The 17038-nt window shown below is 52.6% G+C and carries 17 protein-coding genes; 2 read left to right on the top strand and 15 right to left on the bottom strand.

What is annotated here, in order from left to right:
• Positions 1-196 precede the first annotated feature (196 nt).
• The 12 genes from KQX66_RS13595 to KQX66_RS13540 all read right to left on the bottom strand — a co-directional run bounded on the left by KQX66_RS13595 (position 197) and on the right by KQX66_RS13540 (position 12179).
• The gene (locus KQX66_RS13595) at positions 197-796 is read right to left on the bottom strand and encodes a class I SAM-dependent methyltransferase (RefSeq protein WP_216793216.1); all 600 of its coding nucleotides are present in this window, start codon (positions 794-796) and stop codon (positions 197-199) included.
• Between the two features lie 276 nt (positions 797-1072).
• The gene (locus tag KQX66_RS13590) at positions 1073-1654 is read right to left on the bottom strand and encodes a hypothetical protein (RefSeq protein ID WP_216793214.1); all 582 of its coding nucleotides are present in this window, start codon (positions 1652-1654) and stop codon (positions 1073-1075) included.
• Positions 1655-1660: 6 nt separating this feature from the next.
• Positions 1661-3013 (bottom strand): alpha/beta hydrolase, encoded by a 1353-nt coding sequence (locus KQX66_RS13585; RefSeq protein ID WP_216793212.1) that lies wholly within the window; start codon positions 3011-3013, stop codon positions 1661-1663.
• 5 nt (positions 3014-3018) lie between these two features.
• Entirely contained in the window at positions 3019-4362 is a 1344-nt protein-coding gene (locus tag KQX66_RS13580; protein WP_216793210.1) for an alpha/beta hydrolase, read from the bottom strand.
• A 23-nt stretch (positions 4363-4385) separates the two neighbouring features.
• Positions 4386-5300 (bottom strand): LacI family DNA-binding transcriptional regulator, encoded by a 915-nt coding sequence (locus tag KQX66_RS13575; RefSeq protein ID WP_216793208.1) that lies wholly within the window; start codon positions 5298-5300, stop codon positions 4386-4388.
• A 63-nt stretch (positions 5301-5363) separates the two neighbouring features.
• A complete protein-coding gene (locus KQX66_RS13570; protein ID WP_216793205.1) occupies positions 5364-7106 on the bottom strand; it encodes an alpha-glycosidase in 1743 nt (580 codons plus the stop codon).
• Between the two features lie 30 nt (positions 7107-7136).
• Positions 7137-7970: a sugar ABC transporter permease gene (locus KQX66_RS13565; RefSeq protein WP_216793203.1), complete on the bottom strand. Its 834-nt coding sequence runs from the start codon at positions 7968-7970 to the stop codon at positions 7137-7139.
• 18 nt (positions 7971-7988) lie between these two features.
• Positions 7989-9287 carry a sugar ABC transporter permease gene (locus tag KQX66_RS13560; RefSeq protein ID WP_216793201.1) on the bottom strand — a complete coding sequence of 433 codons (1299 nt, stop codon included), beginning with the start codon at positions 9285-9287 and terminating at the stop codon, positions 7989-7991.
• A gap of 43 nt (positions 9288-9330) precedes the next feature.
• Entirely contained in the window at positions 9331-10623 is a 1293-nt protein-coding gene (locus KQX66_RS13555; protein ID WP_216793199.1) for a sugar ABC transporter substrate-binding protein, read from the bottom strand.
• A 237-nt stretch (positions 10624-10860) separates the two neighbouring features.
• Positions 10861-11283 carry a hypothetical protein gene (locus KQX66_RS13550; RefSeq protein WP_216793196.1) on the bottom strand — a complete coding sequence of 141 codons (423 nt, stop codon included), beginning with the start codon at positions 11281-11283 and terminating at the stop codon, positions 10861-10863.
• 147 nt (positions 11284-11430) lie between these two features.
• Positions 11431-11853 carry an SRPBCC family protein gene (locus KQX66_RS13545; RefSeq protein ID WP_216793194.1) on the bottom strand — a complete coding sequence of 141 codons (423 nt, stop codon included), beginning with the start codon at positions 11851-11853 and terminating at the stop codon, positions 11431-11433.
• Positions 11850-12179 (bottom strand): ArsR/SmtB family transcription factor, encoded by a 330-nt coding sequence (locus KQX66_RS13540; RefSeq protein ID WP_216793192.1) that lies wholly within the window; start codon positions 12177-12179, stop codon positions 11850-11852. Before KQX66_RS13540 ends, KQX66_RS13545 begins: the two co-directional genes overlap by 4 nt.
• A gap of 381 nt (positions 12180-12560) precedes the next feature.
• Here KQX66_RS13540 and KQX66_RS13535 point away from each other — a divergent pair, with 381 nt between their 5' ends.
• Together KQX66_RS13535 and KQX66_RS13530 are read left to right on the top strand one after the other, a co-directional pair.
• Positions 12561-13007 carry a MarR family winged helix-turn-helix transcriptional regulator gene (locus KQX66_RS13535; protein WP_216793190.1) on the top strand — a complete coding sequence of 149 codons (447 nt, stop codon included), beginning with the start codon at positions 12561-12563 and terminating at the stop codon, positions 13005-13007.
• Between the two features lie 67 nt (positions 13008-13074).
• Positions 13075-15366, top strand: a complete 2292-nt coding sequence (locus KQX66_RS13530) for an ATP-binding cassette domain-containing protein (RefSeq protein ID WP_216793188.1) — start codon at positions 13075-13077, stop codon at positions 15364-15366.
• Between the two features lie 157 nt (positions 15367-15523).
• Here KQX66_RS13530 and KQX66_RS13525 read toward each other — a convergent pair whose 3' ends face one another.
• The 3 genes from KQX66_RS13525 to KQX66_RS13515 are packed head-to-tail and all read right to left on the bottom strand — an operon-like array spanning position 15524 to position 16880.
• On the bottom strand, positions 15524-15949 hold the full coding sequence (locus KQX66_RS13525; RefSeq protein ID WP_216793186.1) for a hypothetical protein: 426 nt from the start codon (positions 15947-15949) through the stop codon (positions 15524-15526).
• Positions 15950-15951: 2 nt separating this feature from the next.
• Positions 15952-16452, bottom strand: coding sequence for a MauE/DoxX family redox-associated membrane protein (locus tag KQX66_RS13520; protein ID WP_216793185.1), 501 nt, complete (start codon positions 16450-16452; stop codon positions 15952-15954).
• A 14-nt stretch (positions 16453-16466) separates the two neighbouring features.
• On the bottom strand, positions 16467-16880 hold the full coding sequence (locus tag KQX66_RS13515; protein WP_216793183.1) for a hypothetical protein: 414 nt from the start codon (positions 16878-16880) through the stop codon (positions 16467-16469).
• Between the last annotated feature and the right edge of the window lie 158 nt (positions 16881-17038).

The following is a 17038-nucleotide window of genomic DNA, read 5'->3' as shown; positions in this document are numbered from 1 at the left end:
CAATCGATAATAGTTGATTGCCTTTCTGAGCCTAAGTAAAGCAATTATTGTGCCAACCGTCGGAGTGCGGGAAATGAAAGGAACGCGCAAAAAAATGTGTCCCATTTCGGGACACATTCGCCGATTCGATCCGATACAGTGATGCAAAATGGGACACTTGGGGCATCCGCGGCAACCTGCGTGCCTGACGGATTTCTCATTTTTTTCTCAATACAAGTTGAATGACATGCGCTAAACCGGTATGCGCCTTCCCTTCCACCCGTTCTTGCTCGCCATAGAAGAAATGGACCACCTCATGGCCTTCGCACCAGGCAAGAATTTCTTGGGGGTCGTAGAGCAAATCCGGGTCCGGGGGGCCGCCGGTACCGTACTTTAATTGATCCTTGGAGTATACCTCAAGCATCATAATGCCTTCAGGCTTTATGGCGTTTTTCATTTTATTGAGAATCATGGCCTGATCGTCTTTATGAAAATGTCCGAACACCATGATGGCGGCATCATATTCCTCGTTCGGCACATCCTCTGCCAACAGGTCCAGTTTTCGGGTATGCACGTCCACGCCATGCTTCCGGGCCAGTTTTTTCGTTTTGTGCAGGCCGCTCTCCGCATAGTCAATGGCGGTCACTTCATGATTTCGTTTTGCTAAAAAGACGGCATTCCGGCCCTCGCCCTCTGCAAACGCGATAACTTTGGGACATTGTTCTAATCGAAAAGCTTGTTGTTGAATAAATACGTTAGGCTCTTCCCCATAATAATATTCCTCCGAATTAAAACGCTCATGCCATACATTTCCCATCATTCCCGACCTCCTGTGGATAAGATATTGGACATCGAAGACTCAGTATGTCTTTAATAATGCAAAAAAACAGCATGGGTGCAGAGCATACTTCGCCGTTTTAGTAATTTTCGTCATCGATTGTAGAGTTATTATATCTATAATATCTTCGAAATTGGCAGTGTGTCAATAGCGCAAGGCATCGATGACGCGCCGATTTATCCGTATTTTTCCGGCTATGAAAAAAATAAGCCGCGGCACCTATTCGGGGCCACGGCTCGTTGTGCAGTAAGTCGCTCAAAGCATACGAAACTTAAGATTTTTGCAGTCGATGGCGAACGAGAAAGCTCTCTGCTCGCTTCCATCCAACGAAAGCTCCACGATCAAACTCTCCAGCTCTTTCTCCGTTAAAGCTTGGCCGCTGATCCAGCCGTGCCTTTCTTTACCGGGCAGGATCGTCGCACCGGTAAAGTCCGGATTGGTTGGGGAAGCCCCGACCTTTTCGCTTGACTTGTCCGCGTTCGAATGATTCGCCTGTACGGTAAGACGGGTTGGGTCAACCGTAACGGTTTCGTTCGCGGTCCCGTTCTTGATCGTAATTTCGAAATCCGTCGTTTGTACGGTCCGCCGGATGGAATGAACGATAACCTCAACGCCGTTAGTTGTTTGCGTGACCGGCAGTTTCTGTAGCTGAGGCTCCGAGCCGCTTTTATTCGGAGTGGATTTTTCGTTCCCCCCGGCTGTTTCTGCAACATAATTGCTGTCAATCGACACGGGATTGTCGATATCTTGTGCAGCATGCGGGGTCCCGTTCATCAAGACAGCCCCTGTGAACACAATCGAACCGCAGACGAGTCCGAGCATAATTTTTTTCACCATGATAATTTAATCCTCTCTGATGTCGTTAGACCAGCGTTCGACGGTCAGCTCCAACCACGAATCGGCCTCGGCCCGGTAGTGGCGCACCACCGGATTTCCGGCTTGATCCGTTTCCGTCACGCCGTCGGCCCTGCTGATTTGATAAACAAACTCGGTATGAAGCGGAAGCTCAAGCCGCCCGGAATATACAGGCGCATCCGGCTGCTTGCTTAAAGGAAACCAAGCGTATAACGTGACGGAGTCCGGCGTATGCGGCTGGACATGAACCCTTAAATCGAGGGTAACCCGCTCCTTCAATTCCTTGACCACACGGATCGAAAGAGCAGCCTCCATGCCGCAGTAGGTGACCGTCACCGTTGTCTCTCCTTCTTCCTTCGCCACCACGGTCCCGTCCTCTTGCATCTCCAATATCCGAGGGTTCTCCACCCGGTAAGCCGCCCTGAGCAGGGACATCTTCAAGCCGCTGTCAAACTCCGCGATCGCGTTTAACCGGCAGACCGGATCGTGGATGCCGACTTCGTCCCAGCCTTGCAAGGATAAAGAGCGCGCCTGGCCCTTGGCTCCAAATAAATGAAGCAGCGGAGAGGCCAGTCGGGCCGCCCAATCTTTCTCCACATGCGCCGCTTCGGGATCGAAGAAATACATCAGCTCGTCGTCGGCTTCGTATCCGAGGAGGGCAAGCTGCTCCGCCACCTCGCGGACATGCTTTTCCATGATCAGCGTGCCCTCCCTGCCTCCCAGATCGATCCAGATCCGGGAAACCGGCTGCTTCGTGCCGAACGTATGATACTGCCGGAATTCCTCCAGCGTCACGGGATCGACGTAGTAAAAATACGGCGACAGAATCGCCAGCTTTCCGAAAATGTCCGGACGGCGCAAGCCGATATGGTAGGTGACCTGCCCCCCGCGGGAAGACCCCATTAAGCCCGTATGCTCCGGGTCCGACTTCGTCCGGAACAGCGCATCGATGTAAGGCTTGACTTCCTCGATGATGAAGCACTCGTAGAGCTGCCCTTTGGGCTGGATACGGACTTTATCGGACGGGTACAGTACCCCTTCCAGCTCATGGGTAAATTCGTCAGCCCGCTCGACGCCCCGATTCGGGATGCCGACGACGATGATTTCTTCCATGAGGCCGTTCTGAATCAAGCGGTCTGCGGTTTCATGGACGTTCCAGGAGTAGCCGTTGAAGGCGGGGTGGAAAATATTTTGCCCGTCGTGCATATACAGCACCGGATACCGCTTCGCTTGATCCCAGCGATATCTCGGGGGGAGGTAAACAAACAGATCCCGCGTGTTGTCCAAGTGGGCGGAGTAGAAATTTTCCACCTTCAAAATGCTTGATTTGTTCTTGTGCATCCTCATCACCTCTGCTCGCTCACGGGCGCCGCATCCACCCAATTTTCCACTTCGTACTTGAGAACGATGCCGTCCTTGGCCGTAAATTTCCGGTAAGGAATTTCCTGGCCCTGCCGGTCCGTCTCATGCATGCCCAAGCCGCGGGAAATGCGGAATTCGAAGGACATATCCCGCGGTACCTCAAAGGTTCCTCCGTACAGTCCTTCGCGGATCATCGGCAGCTCGATGCCAGCGTATAGCGCAGCTGTTGGCGGCGTAAAGGCCGGCACCTTCACGTACGCTTGGACGGTAACCGTCTCCGAAACCGACGGGACGACGTCAACAGCCAATTCAGCCGTCAGGCTGCCGTTTATGTACCGGACCGTCGTCTCCCCTTCTTTCTTCGGCAGCAGTTTTCCGTCTGCCGTCACGTCCAGCAGCTCGGGATCGACTACTTCATAGCAGGCGTTTAAATCCGTCATCATGAAGCCGCTGTCGTAGTGCACCACCGGATTGAGCGTACGCTTCGGCCCTTCGATCCCAACCGCCTCCGGCCCATGCAAATCGACACGAACAGGAGTTCCGATGCGACCAAAAAAATAAAGCAGCGGCGCATGCACTCTGGCGGCCCAATCCTTCTGCGAATGGCCCGAATTAACGGCATAATAGTACATAAAATCGTCCCCGGGCCGATATCCGGCGCCGATCAGCGTATCCGCGACATGCCGCACATGCTTTTCCATAACGGTAAAGCCTTCGGCATCCCCCACGTCCATCCAAATGCGCAGAGCTTTCTTTTCCGTGTAGACGCGGCTCAACCAGCGGTCCTCCATCGTGCGGAGATCGACGCTTGCGAAGAACGGACACAAAGCCCCGATCATCCCGAACGTCTCGGACCTGCGGAACCCGATATTGTAAGAAACCAGACCGCCCGCGGACGATCCCATCAGCGCCGTATGCTCCTGATCCGGCAGCGTCCGGTATTCCCGGTCGATATAAGGCTTTACTTCGCGGACGAGAAACTCCTCGTACAGCTCGCCTTGATTCGTCGTATCGAAAACCCGGTGTCCGTACGGATTCTCATGCATATATTCCGCAATCCGGGCATCCTCGATATGGGTTACCGCAACGATGATAATTTCCCGCATGCGTCCTTCGGCGATCAGGCGGTCAACCGTTTTGTGTACGTCCCACGATTCGCCCTTCCGGTCCTTGCAGAACGCGTGCTGCCCGTCCTGCATATACAGGACAGGGTACCGCTGCCCCGCGTCCGTTTCATAGCTCGGAGGCAGATATATAAATATATTTCTGGAATTGTCAAGAATCTGGGAATAAAAATGATTGATTTCGATCAGCCGCGACGAACTCACGCCACATTCTCCTCACCGGATCGTCACGTGATGACGGACAGGCAATAAAACTTTTCACGGCTTACCTCATCCGCATCCTGAATATTGCGATCCATCATACGGACAATCTCTTTGTAGTCATTCAAAGCAAACGCAACTTTCGCCACCCCTTGCGGAACGATTTCCGGGCAATGGCTTGTGCACAGAACAGCGAACCGATTATGGGTCTTGGCCGCTTCATGCGCCAAAAATTCATTCAACACGATCCCCGGACGTCCGGCATGCGCAGATAGAAATTCGTTCATACCTTCGATGCTGTCGCACACATGAATCCGTCCCTCATCCAAGCCGGATTCCCGCTTGATAAACTCCACCAGCTCGGCATTGTTATACGAATCCATCACCAGAAACTGCGGGGCTTCGCCCAGCAGGCTGCGGGCCGCTTGAAAGCTCCCTACGAAATCCGGAACGATTTTGTGAAACAACGGGTCTTCGATATAGCTGTCGATCACGAAGACGGGAACGCCGAATCCGAAATAATGCGATATGGTCGTGAATTGTTCTTGATCCACGTTCATCAAGAAGACGCCGTCCAAATTGCGCTCCATAATAATTTTCGAGGACGGGCCCAGGTCGTCGATTTGCATAAAAAGGACATGATACCCCAGCTCGCTGCAGTGCCGCTCGATGGCATTGATCGTTCTCGCATACTTCAATTCGGACCAAATATGACCATCTTTACCTTTAAACCATAAAATGCCGATAAGTCCGGTTTTCTTGACCTTCAGCGACTGCGCCGTACGATTCGTTACGTATTTCAGCTGCTGCGCGGCCTTCAAAACCTTCACGCGTGTTTCATCGGAGATGGATTGGGTCTTCACGTCGTTCAAAATATACGAAACCGTCGCAATGGAAACGCCGGCCGCTTTAGCTATGTCTTTGATCGTTGCTTTTTTCATGGTTTAACCGCCTCTACTTAAACGTTTAGGTCGATTAAAGCATACGGCCCTGTCTTTGTCAAATCATGACAATGGCGCCTTTAAAATAAGCCATCCGTACGGAGGCAAGCTGATAGAAAGCCGCTCGTCCGTCAGTTCGAAGCTTCCGTCGCCCATGGCGATTTCGAGCGGTGCCTGCGAGTCCAAAACGACATTCGTGACGGCCGAATGCCCGCTGTTATTGAAGCCGATGTAAAGCTGCTCGCCAGCATCCGTTCTACGGATGACAAGCTGCCGATCCTTGGCATAGATCACCTGAAAAGTTCCATCGCGCATTGCCCGATGCTGTCGTCGGTACGAAATGATCGTCCGGTAAAACGCAAGCAGCTCCTGGTTTTGCCGGGTCTCGCCCCAAATCATCGGCCGCCTGCAGTCGGGGTCCGCTCCGCCCTGCATCCCGACTTCGTCGCCGTAATAAATGCACGGCACGCCGGGGAACGCAAACTGAAACAGCACGGCGAGCTTCGCTTTCCTTGCCTCCTGCGCGACCGTAAGCAACCGCGGCGTATCGTGGCTTCCGACGATGTTAAAGGCCGCTTCGTTCACCTGCTGCGGATACTGGGCCAGCAGCCGGTTGATCCGGTGGGAAAACTGTCCCGCATCGATCGCATCCTTGGCAAAAAAGTCCAATACGGCCTCCGTCGCCGGATAGTTCATGACTGCATCGAACTGATCTCCCTGCAGCCACGGCATCGCGTCGTGCCAAATTTCGCCCAAGATATAAAAGTCCGGCTTGAGCGACTTCAAGGTTTTGCGGAAATGCCTCCAAAACTCGTGGTCGACCTCATTGGCCACATCCAGCCGCCAGCCGTCGATATCGCATTCCTTCACCCAGTACTGCGCCACGTCCAGCAGGTATTGCCGGACCTCCGGATTCGCCGTATTCAGCTTCGGCATATGCGCCTCGAAAGCGAAGCAGTGGTAGGAAGGTCTGGGCTCCGTCTGCACCGGAAATTGCTTGATATGGAACCAGTCCCGGTAGCGCGATTCCGGTCCGTGGCGGACCACATCTTGAAAAGGAGCGAACAGCGCGCCGCTATGATTGAATACGGCATCCAGAATGACGCGAATCCCGCGCTCGTGACAGGCCTGAACCAGCTTCTTCAGCATTCCGGTATCCCCGAACTGCGGATCGATCTTCAAATAGTCCGTCGTGTCGTACTTATGGTTCGTCTCCGCCGCAAACAGCGGGGTAAAATAAATCGCATTAACGCCAAGCGAGCCAAGGTAATCCAGACGGTCCAATACGCCCTGCAAATCTCCGCCGTAGAAATCGTGCGGCCCCGGGTCGGCCTCCTCCCATGAACGAACGCCGGCCGGATCGTTCGACGGATCGCCGTTCGCAAACCGCTCGGGAAATATTTGATAAAACACAGCCTCTTTTACCCACCCCGGCGGCTTCAACACTTCATCCGACCACAGAAACGGATAGTCGAAGAAGGAAAGCGGGTCCAGCGGCTTTTCCTTCTGAAAGCCGGTCTCCGTGTACCAGACCGTTTCGTCGTCCGAGATCAATGCAAACGCATAGCGCAGTCTGCGATGCAGCGGGACGAGCTCCGCCTGCCAATAATCGAATCGTTCATCGCTTGCCAGCTTATGAAGGTATTGCTCGCTGGCGGTTTGCTCCCAGTCGTACTTGTCGCCGTAGAGCGCTTTTACCGCGCGCAGATCATTTTTCTTCGTCCGCAGCCGGATATGGATCGTCCGGTCGTCGTAAGCGTAACAATCCGCATTGCCGGACCGGTGATAAACCGCTTCTAATAGCATGTCATACGCCTCCTTTGGAATAAATTTGTGCTACCCTTTATCCGCGCCGGCCGCGATTCCGTGAATTAAGTACTTCTGGAAATACATGTACAGCAGTGTGATCGGCAGCGCTACAAGCACGGCTCCGGCCGCAAATAATGTAAAGCTGGAATTGGTCTCGTTGGCGACCATCGCATACAGCCCTTGCGCCAGCGTCATTTTGTCCGAAGACCTGAGCACGATTTGCGGTAAAATAAAGTCCATAAACGGCGTGATGAAGCTGTTCAGGGCTACGAACGTAATCGCCGGCAGCGATAAAGGAAATATAATTTTGAAGAATGCGTCGGCATGGCTTGCACCGTCGATAAACGCGGCTTCCTCCAGACTTTTCGGGATCGTGTCGAAGTGCCCTTTCATGACCCAGGTGCCCATGGACACCGCTCCGCCGGCATAGATGAGAATCAATCCCAGATGCGTGTCGAGCAGCTTCGTTTGCAGCAGCAGCACAAAAATCGCCATGACGGATAGAAACCCCGGAAACATTTGCAGGACCAGCAGCATCATCAAGCCTTGCTGTCTCCCTTTAAATCGGAATCTGGAAAAAGCATACGCCGTCGCTGCTACCAATGCCGTCGATACGATCGCATTCACCAGCGCGATCTTGATCGTATTTTGATACCACAGCACAAAATCGGTCGTTTGCATCAGCTCGATGTAATGCGCGATCGTCGGATGGTCGGGAATCATCTTGCTGACGAGCAAGTTATCGCCCGGATTCAGAGACGTGCCTACGATCCACACGATCGGGTAAACCGTCGTGACGAGCAGCACCGCAAATACTAAGTAAATTCCTGTGACGACCAGGTTGTTTTTGAATTTGGACATCCAGATCAAATCCTCTTCTTAAACGGACTTCATCCGCTTGTAATTCCATAAAGAAAATGCCGCAATGAGAATGAACATAATGATAGATACGGCCGAGGCCATATTAAACTGGCTTTGGTTCAGCGTCATCTTGAAGATCCACGAGATCAAAATATCCGTGCTTCCGGCGTAGTAATAATCCGGATTATTCGGCTTCCCGTCCGTCAGCAAGTAAATCAGGTTGAAGTTATTGAAGTTAAACGCAAACTGCATTATAAAGATCGGCGCCGTCGCCATCAGCACGAGGGGCAGCGTAATTTTGACGAACTTTTGCAGACCCGATGCCCCGTCGACGTCCGCCGCTTCGTACAGATCGCGCGGCAGGGTCGTCAAAATTCCCGACATCAACGCCATCAGGAACGGCGTCGAGAACCACAAATTCACCAGAATGACGGATACTTTCGCCATCGTCGGATCGGAAAGCCAAGGCACGGGAGAGAAGCCGAGCTTCACGATCAGATCGTTCACCGGGCCGAACGTCCCGTTCAGCAGCACCCGGAAAACGAGGATCGAGATAAACTGCGGGATCGCCCAAGGCAGGATGAACACCGTTCTCCAAAATTTTTTGAACCGGACCTGTGGGTGGTTCACCATCATCGCGAGCAACAGTCCGCTGAGAAAGACGGTGGAGGTCGAAGCCGCCGCCCAGACGATGTTCCAAACGGAGATGCCGAGGAACGTGGACCTCCATGCATCCTGCGTGAACAGATCGTAAAACGTGCGGAAGCCGATCCAATCCACCAGCGCCCGGTCCGGAATATGCGACGGAGCCGAATAGTTGGTGAAAGCGATCAACACGTTAAATACGAGCGGAATGACCGTAACGAACAAAATGAAAAATGCGGCAGGAATCAGCAGCAAATAAGGAAAATGCCGGAACTTCGCCTGCTTCACCGATTCGACGAAGCCGAGGACATGGCCGCCTTCGTCCCGAAGCTCCCCGTTCTTCTTCGCATCGTAAACATTCATCGCATAAAACCCAAGGAACAGCAGGATGACGACGAGGGTAATGAGACCGTTGATCAGTAGAAAGATCGAATGGTCGCCCTGTACGATTTTTCCCCGGATAATCCGGGTCGGCACATCGCCTAGCGTGATCAGCCCCAGAATGCCTTTCCATGCGATCGAATAATAGTTCCAGAAAAACAATTGGGCCAAGACGATAAACAGCAAGCCTTTGATATATTGTCTGTTGTAGAGCTGGCCCAAGCCTATGAACGCCGCGGAACAAACGGCTGCCGTGACCTGATGCCGCCGGACGCTTGGTTGTGATTGCATACGTAAAACCGCCTTAGCCGAGTTTTGAGGATGAATCCGTGCGTTACTTCGTCGTTTTCATGGCTGTCTTGATCTGCTCCACCGCGGTAGTCAGAACGGCTGCCGGATCTTGACCGTCGTTCCAGATCGCAGCGAGCGCGGCGCCTGCGGGCACCCATACATTGCCCATTTCCGGAATGGACGGCATCGGCGTCGAATATTTCGCCTGCTCCAGAAACGCCGCCGCTTTCGGGTCTTGCGTAATGATGGGATCGTCCATCAGGTCCTTCCTCGGAGGAAGCTGGGTTGTCATCTTGAACCGCTTGATCAGATTGTCCTTGCTGGTCGCGTAGCTAGCGAACAGCTTGGCGGCAGCCGGATACTTCGTGTACGAATTGACGTACAAGGCCCGAATGCCGGAGAAGCTGACCGGATGCTCGCCGTTCGGCAGCAGGGGCAGCGGCGCTACGCCATAGTCAAAATTCGCCTTCGACAAGCTGGCCATCAGCCATGAGCCGTTGATGACGGCAGCGGTTTTTCCTTCCTGGAAAAAGCCCGTAATGATGTTGTCGTTGATGTCTCCGGCGTTCAGCGGCAATATTGTTTTGAGCGATTGCAAATATTTTGCCCCTTCAACCGTTTTCGCGCTGTTGAGACCGATATCGTTCGGGTTCGTGCCTTGATTACCGAACACATACCCGCCGTAACCGGCGAGGAACGAGTACGATTGATACAGTTGGCCGACGTCCCACATCAGGGCGAATTTTTTGGTTTTCGGATCGTTGTAGGTTTCGGCGAATTTCACGATGTCGTCGTACGTTTTCGGAGCTTTGTCCATCAAGGACTTGTTGTAAAACAGCGCATACGTATCGATCGCCGTCGGAAAGCCATAAAGCACGTCCTTGTAGGTAACTCCGGCCAGCGCCGAGGACATGATCTCGTTTTTCATGCTGTCGCCCGAAGCGTCGTTTTCCAACACGAGCCCGGCCGTCACCGCGTTCCCCAGTTGATCGTGCGGCGCCGAGAAAACGTCGGCTCCAATGCCCGCCGGACCGTCGGTGGTCAGCTTCTTAACGGTGTCGATCGCGGGAACCGGCTCCACCTTCACTTTTACGCCGTAGTCTTTCTCGAAGCTTTCCGCTACCGCTTTCAAATAATCGAGCTCCGGACCTTTCGATTCCCATACGAGCAATTGGGCGCCTTGCTCCGGTTTTAACGGCTCCGCGTTTGCGCTTCCTTCGGTTTCGTTCCCCGGCTCCTGCCCGGCAGGCGAAGGACGGCCCTCTCCGCAAGCGGTTAGCAGGGAAGAACTCAGACAAAGGACAAGAACGGCGGAAATGAAACATCGTTTTGACATGCGGGGTCCCCCTTTTAAGTCTACTGCATTGTTCGTGAACTGAATCGTTTAAGTACTGAAACGTTTAAGTACTGCTTAAGTGATATCATAGCTTTTCATTTCCGCAGGAGTCAATGATAAAAAATGGAAAACAGCCCTGTCCGGCAAGACTCGAATATAGAAGCAGCGGCAGCCCAGGATGAAAACTGCTGCTGCTTTTATTGCTAACGCAACGCATCCTGTTAGTTCAATCCTGCCTCAAACAATTGTTGCACAGTAGCCCGTTTCTTTACCTTTTTCAATTGCCTGGATATACCCATCAAAGTAATAGGGTATCTCATCCTCTTTTCCATTTTGAAGTCTGCTTCTAACTTTTTCGAATGCAAATATTGAAATCGAAAATTCCGGCTCGCCAGTAACTAAAACAGGCTGATCTCTTTCTTGTACCCAGTAGTACTTTCCGCCATAGTTCCTTCTTGCTACTTCGAAAATATAACATCCAGCCATAGAAGAGGCAGAATCCAAAATATCATCATCTAATTCAAAGTCACGTAATTCTTCAAGAATATCGTCTACGTTTCGCAGGCTATCTACGCTAAAATTAAAATTCCCTTTATCAGAAAAGTTCTTTGTGAAGTTTTCTGCCGTTATAATAATATCTTGTTCTAAACTACTTTGCATCAATCTCGCCCCGCTTTATGTGTATTACCTGCCCTTAAGCAGAACAAGGCTGCCGAGTTTTGCTGGCAGCTGCTCCGCAATTTTAATAAGCTGTAGTCATCCGTTAGCTTAACACTGAGGAAGAAGATGTTTTCGTACCGAATGCGGTTATTGTTCCAATACCTTTTCAAGTTCGCCGCACCATTTACTCCAGCCATACTTGGCTCCATTGAGTGCTGGTTCATTGGAGATTCCGGTTTGCTCGAGATGAAGGTTAACCTTTCCGTCCCCTAAATCCTGCAGCGTCCAGGTAACCGTGTGCTTCTCCCCTCCGCTGGCCCAAGTATAGGACAACCGGTTTGGCGCTTCCACGATAAGCACTTCGCCGTCAACAATCCCGTCCCACCACTCGGTCGGTTGAGTGCGAAACTGAAAATGGTGTCCGACGACGGGCTTAAAATCATTTTCCATCGCCTGACCGTTATGGATGTTGACCACCCACTTGGCAAGCTTGCTTGAATCGGTTAAAGCGGACCAAAGCTTCACGATCGATGTCTTGTACTGAAAATCCAGGGATAAGGTTAAACTCATTCTTCTTCCTCCTCTAATAGTTTGTTCAAGTTCAGCATATTCGTACTCCAGAACTTGCTATAGAAAGCCACCCAATCCTGAATTTCTCGGAGTGGAGAGGCGTTAAGCCTAAATCGCGTTTCTCTGCCGACTTTTCGGTCAAGGACCAGTCCGGCCTCTTTAAGGATTGTCAAATGCTTGGATACCGCTGTCCGGCCCATTTGAAACTGTGCCGTTAATTCGTGAAGCGGTAACTCCTCTGCCTCTGCTAACAGACGAATCAGCCGGCGCCTGGTTGGATCTGCAATCGCGTCATACACATCCCGCAATTGGTTGTTCTCGCTCACAACACCCTCTCCTAAATATTATTTTCTGTCGTAGAAATCTATTGATGGTACGAAGGGACAACCGTTGATTTCATCACCTCCCTAAAGTTTGCGACTCTTCGGACGTAAAACTTTTTCAGATTCCAATTTTTCTAAAAGACTCGCCCCCAATTGGACACCATTTGGTGACGGTTCGATTATAGGACACCATTCAGTGTCGTGTCAATACCATTTTCAAACTCAACATGTTCAAAAGCCTCTGTGCGATAATGCCGAAGCTTTAGGATCATGATTACGTTTTGAATTTGAACGACACGTATGGCCTTCGCAATTAGTTGCCAAAAAGAAACTATTTTGATACGATGACGAATAGAACGTACGATATCGACAGGGGGTATTCCTATGATACAGCCAGATCAACCCGGTGAGCTGGAAAACGCTTTGTCCCATCTCCAATGCGTGCTGGTCGCCAGACGCACCCGGATCAATCCGGAGCAGCTTACTTGGGCACAATACGACATCTTGGAGATTCTGCGCATCCGCGGTCCCCTGATGCCTTCGCTCATCGGCGAAATACTGGGGATGTCCCGCCCGGCTACCTCAAAAAATCTCCGAGTTTTAAAGGATAAGCAGTTGATTGAGCAAACGGCGCGCGAGGAAGACCGGCGGGAACAAACGACGTCGCTCACCGATAGCGGCCGAGCTTTTCTGGAGCGTGCGGCCTCAAGCCGGCGCGAGGCTGCCGAAATCGCCGCCTCCGTTCTTACGCCCGGCGAACAAAGTATTTTTGCGGAGCTGTGCCAAAAGATAGCGGCCGCTCTCGATGACAATCAGTCACGATCCGTTTAAATATATTTTCCGATTGGAAACTAATATCCTTAAATCATCATTCTTGAAGAAGGAGGAAATCCAACCGATGAACCTGCAAAACGGCGCCCCCGACAACCGGCACGATCTGATCCGCGTTACAGGCGCGAGGGAAAATAATCTGAAAAACGTGACGGTGAGCATACCGAAGAAGCGGATCACCGTATTTACGGGCGTATCCGGCTCCGGCAAATCTTCGCTCGTCTTCGATACGATTGCCGCGGAATCGCAGCGCCAGCTCAACGAAACGTTCACCAGCTTCGTCCGGCACCGTCTTCCTCATTACGGTCAGCCGGATGTGGACTCGCTGGATAATCTGTCCGTCGCGATCGTCGTCGATCAGAAGCGGCTCGGTGGCAACGTCCGCTCCACCGTTGGAACCGTCACCGATATTTACTCCTTGCTGCGCTTGCTGTATTCCCGGATCGGGAAGCCGTTCGTCGGTTATTCCAATGCCTTTTCGTTCAACGATCCGCACGGGATGTGCCCCAAATGCGAAGGATTGGGAACGGTAGCGGCGATTGATCACGACCGGCTGCTCGACCGGCAAAAGTCCCTGAACGAGGGGGCCATCCGTTTCCCCACGTTCCGCCCCGGTGAATGGCGTTGGAAACGGTATGTTTGTTCCGGATTATTCGACAACGATAAAAAGCTCGGAGAATATACGGACGAGGAATGGGACACGCTGCTTTACAAAACGGATATGAAGCTGAAGCATCCCGGTCCCGGATGGCCGCCGTCCTCTAAATACGAAGGTGTGATTCCCCGTTTCGAACGGAGCTTTCTGACCAAGGAATCCGAGGAGGCCAAAACACGCTACAAGGAAGAGTTCGATCGGATCGTCACCCGGGGTGCTTGTCCTCTGTGCAAGGGGGCCAGACTGAATCAGGAGGTGCTCGGCTGCAGAATCAATGACAAGAGCATAGCGGACTGCACGGCCATGCAGATCAGCGAGCTCGCCCCCCTAATACGCGCCATTGACGCGCCTGTCGCCGCAACCATGGTCGACGCCATCGTCGAACGGCTGGAGCATCTGATTTCCGTCGGCTTAGGCTACCTTAGCCTTAACCGGGAAACGTCCACGCTGTCCGGCGGCGAATCGCAGCGGGTCAAAATGGTGCGGCATCTTGGCAGCAGTCTGACGGATATCACGTACATTTTTGACGAGCCGAGCATCGGACTTCATCCTCACGACGTTCACCGGCTGAATTCTCTGATGAAGCGTCTCCGGAACAAAGGGAATACGGTCCTTGTTGTGGAGCACGATCCCGATGTCATCGCCATCGCCGACCATGTGATCGATATGGGACCGGAAGCAGGCGCCAAGGGTGGCAGGATCGTCTACGAAGGCGATCTGGCTGGTCTGGCGGCTTCTGGCACCCTGACCGGAACGTATCTCGGCCGCCGGCCCCGGCTCAAGACGCCGCCGAGACAACCTTCCGGTTCGCTCGTGATCGGCCCCGCCTCTCTTCATAACCTCAAAGACGTGAGCGTCCGCATCCCGCAAGGCGTGATGGCAGTCGTCACCGGCGTAGCGGGCTCAGGGAAAAGCACGCTGATCAACAAGGTGCTGCCCCGGCATTATCCGGAAGCCGTGTTCATCGATCAAGGAGCCATCCAAGGCTCGAAGCGCTCCAATCCCGCGACCTACACCGGGATGCTCGACCCGATCCGCGAGCTGTTTGCCCGAGCGAACCGGGTTAGCCCCACGTTGTTCAGCTTCAACTCCAACGGCGCATGTCCGGAATGCAAAGGGCTTGGCGTCACGTATACGGATCTTGCCTTCATGGACCCGATCGTCAGCCGATGCGAAGGCTGCCAAGGACGCCGGTTTACCGAGGAGGTTCTGAGCTATACGCTGCGCGGCAAATCGATCGACGAGGTTTTGGAGATGAGTGTAGCGGATGCGCGGACCTTTTTTGGGGAGGAAGCGATTCGGACCATTCTGGAGCGGCTAGGCGATGTCGGGCTGGACTACATTACGCTCGGGCAGCCGCTGAACACGCTCTCCGGCGGGGAACGACAGCGCCTGAAGCTCGCGGCCGAGCTGGAGCGCAGCGGTCAAATCTACGTCTTCGACGAACCGACAACCGGATTGCATCTCTCCGATGTCGACCGCCTGATCGGCCTGCTGAACCGGCTCGTGGACAACGGCAGCACGGTGATCGTGATCGAACATAACCTCGACGTGATCAGTCAAGCCGATTGGATCGTCGATTTGGGTCCCGGAGCCGGACAAGAGGGCGGGACGGTCATCTTCGAAGGCGTTCCCGAACAGCTCATCGAGCATCCGCATTCGCTTACAGGGCATTACTTGAAGCGGCATCTCCACGGCGATTAACGACAAAACGCCTGCCGCAAAAGGGCAGGCGTTGCAATGATATAGCAGCTTATTTTCGCGGCTTTTAGCGCATATTGCCGATAATTTTGGAGCGGCTATCCTGCAAGCGTCCGGCCATTCCCTTACAAGGAGTTACTACACACAAAAATGAACTATTTCACGTGTTCGGCCGGCTCATCAGCCTTAGGAAAGCCGGGACCTCGTAGAACACACGGTATTTTCCATATTTATCCTTCACGATGCAAGCCGTGCTCACTTCCAAGGAGGGTACGTTCAGACTGCTCGCGTTCACGACGCAATGCCGCTCCCACTTTTTGGATTTGGCGGCTATCAGCCATTCGGGAGCGGTGAAAACGACGGTAATCCTGCCCAGCGGGTCCGAGAGCAAAAGAGCATCGATTTCCTTGAAGCCTGGGGCCGTATAGTCCAAGAATAAGATCAGCTCATTCGTTTCATTCGCCAACTGCCCGATCTGCCGGACTTGCGCTTGAATTGCCCTTTGCTCCCGCCTTCTCAAGATGTAAAGTACCGCTGCACTTATGGCAAGCCACAGCAACGTACATAAAAACAACGGATCGGCCATGGTCAGACCTCTTTTCTTTTCCAACGCATCGTCATGAGCTCAACGGTAAACGACAACGCCATGACCAAAACAAGCGAATGAAGCATGAAGTAAGCATCTGCCGGCTCCCGCTTCAAGCCTGCGTCGATCACCAAAATACCAATAAGAACAAGGTTTCTATAGATGGGAAACCGGTTGAGAAAACCGACATCGCCATAGCAGGCGCAGGCTTCGGTCCCGGTGCTTTTTTTCTTTCTCCAGGTCAAACAAGTAAACACGGACAGCAGCCCGATCCCTGCGATTTGTTTCCAGCCTTCCGCCAATCCCGTTGCAAACAAGAAAAACAGCAAAAACTCCGTGATCAAAACGGCACAGGCCGCCAAAGACAGCATGGATGCCGGCAGCACCCCATAGGCATAAATTTCCACTTTTAAACCTTCGAAGCTGCGCAGCTTCATGTAAAAGGGCAGGAAGAACAGAACCGCTATCGTGACGTCCAGAACATACGCTATCAAACCCGTCATCGTCGTCGCTCACCTCATCCGGTACTAGACGTTTTTTGCAACTTGTCCTCCTGCAATCGGATCGTCAGCGGATACCATGCCGCTTCTTCGCCGTCGGCAAAGCACTTGATGTGAACGATTCCCGGCTCCGTCAGCACCAGCGTAAATGCAAAATCTTTGTCGACGCCCGGAATTTGATCGTCCGCTCGGTAATTTCTGAGGACGGTCATCGCCGTTTTGCCAAGCCGATCTCCACGGTCATTATTGAATTCAAAATGCGTATCTATCGATTTTCCCTGCGGCAAATCAAAGATTTTGAGCAAAACGTACAAATCCAAGGCATACGGCAGAACAGGAATCGTCCGATGGTTTAGTACGGTACCTAACTGATGCCCCTTCGCCTGTTCGTTATGGGTAATCCGGTCGCATACGATTAATTGAGCTTTCAAAAAAGATCCCTCGTTTCTTGAAAGAATAAAAAGAGAAGAGGGATGATCCCCCTCCTCTAATCGGTTTAGTAGCAGCAGCCAACTCTGTCCTGATGGCATGGTACCGTTCTTCCATCTTCGCAGCCAAGAATCTTATTAGAGCCCATGATTTTCGGATA

The organism is Paenibacillus oleatilyticus (assembly GCF_018998565.1).
GTDB classification, from domain to species: domain Bacteria; phylum Bacillota; class Bacilli; order Paenibacillales; family NBRC-103111; genus Paenibacillus_G; species Paenibacillus_G oleatilyticus.
Note: the sequence above shows the minus strand (reverse complement) of the source record. Positions and strands in the feature narration are given on the sequence as shown.

Bases quoted from the DNA above. Each gene is read 5' to 3' on its own strand.
- KQX66_RS13595 (WP_216793216.1), bottom strand. From the start codon at position 796: ATGGGAAATGTATGGCATGAGCGTTTTAATTCGGAGGAATATTATTAT.
- KQX66_RS13590 (WP_216793214.1), bottom strand. From the start codon at position 1,654: ATGGTGAAAAAAATTATGCTCGGACTCGTCTGCGGTTCGATTGTGTTC.
- KQX66_RS13585 (WP_216793212.1), bottom strand. From the start codon at position 3,013: ATGCACAAGAACAAATCAAGCATTTTGAAGGTGGAAAATTTCTACTCC.
- KQX66_RS13575 (WP_216793208.1), bottom strand. From the start codon at position 5,300: ATGAAAAAAGCAACGATCAAAGACATAGCTAAAGCGGCCGGCGTTTCC.
- KQX66_RS13570 (WP_216793205.1), bottom strand. From the start codon at position 7,106: ATGCTATTAGAAGCGGTTTATCACCGGTCCGGCAATGCGGATTGTTAC.
- KQX66_RS13565 (WP_216793203.1), bottom strand. From the start codon at position 7,970: ATGTCCAAATTCAAAAACAACCTGGTCGTCACAGGAATTTACTTAGTA.
- KQX66_RS13560 (WP_216793201.1), bottom strand. From the start codon at position 9,287: ATGCAATCACAACCAAGCGTCCGGCGGCATCAGGTCACGGCAGCCGTT.
- KQX66_RS13555 (WP_216793199.1), bottom strand. From the start codon at position 10,623: ATGTCAAAACGATGTTTCATTTCCGCCGTTCTTGTCCTTTGTCTGAGT.
- KQX66_RS13550 (WP_216793196.1), bottom strand. From the start codon at position 11,283: ATGCAAAGTAGTTTAGAACAAGATATTATTATAACGGCAGAAAACTTC.
- KQX66_RS13545 (WP_216793194.1), bottom strand. From the start codon at position 11,853: ATGAGTTTAACCTTATCCCTGGATTTTCAGTACAAGACATCGATCGTG.
- KQX66_RS13535 (WP_216793190.1), top strand. From the start codon at position 12,561: ATGATACAGCCAGATCAACCCGGTGAGCTGGAAAACGCTTTGTCCCAT.
- KQX66_RS13530 (WP_216793188.1), top strand. From the start codon at position 13,075: ATGAACCTGCAAAACGGCGCCCCCGACAACCGGCACGATCTGATCCGC.
- KQX66_RS13525 (WP_216793186.1), bottom strand. From the start codon at position 15,949: ATGGCCGATCCGTTGTTTTTATGTACGTTGCTGTGGCTTGCCATAAGT.
- KQX66_RS13520 (WP_216793185.1), bottom strand. From the start codon at position 16,452: ATGACGGGTTTGATAGCGTATGTTCTGGACGTCACGATAGCGGTTCTG.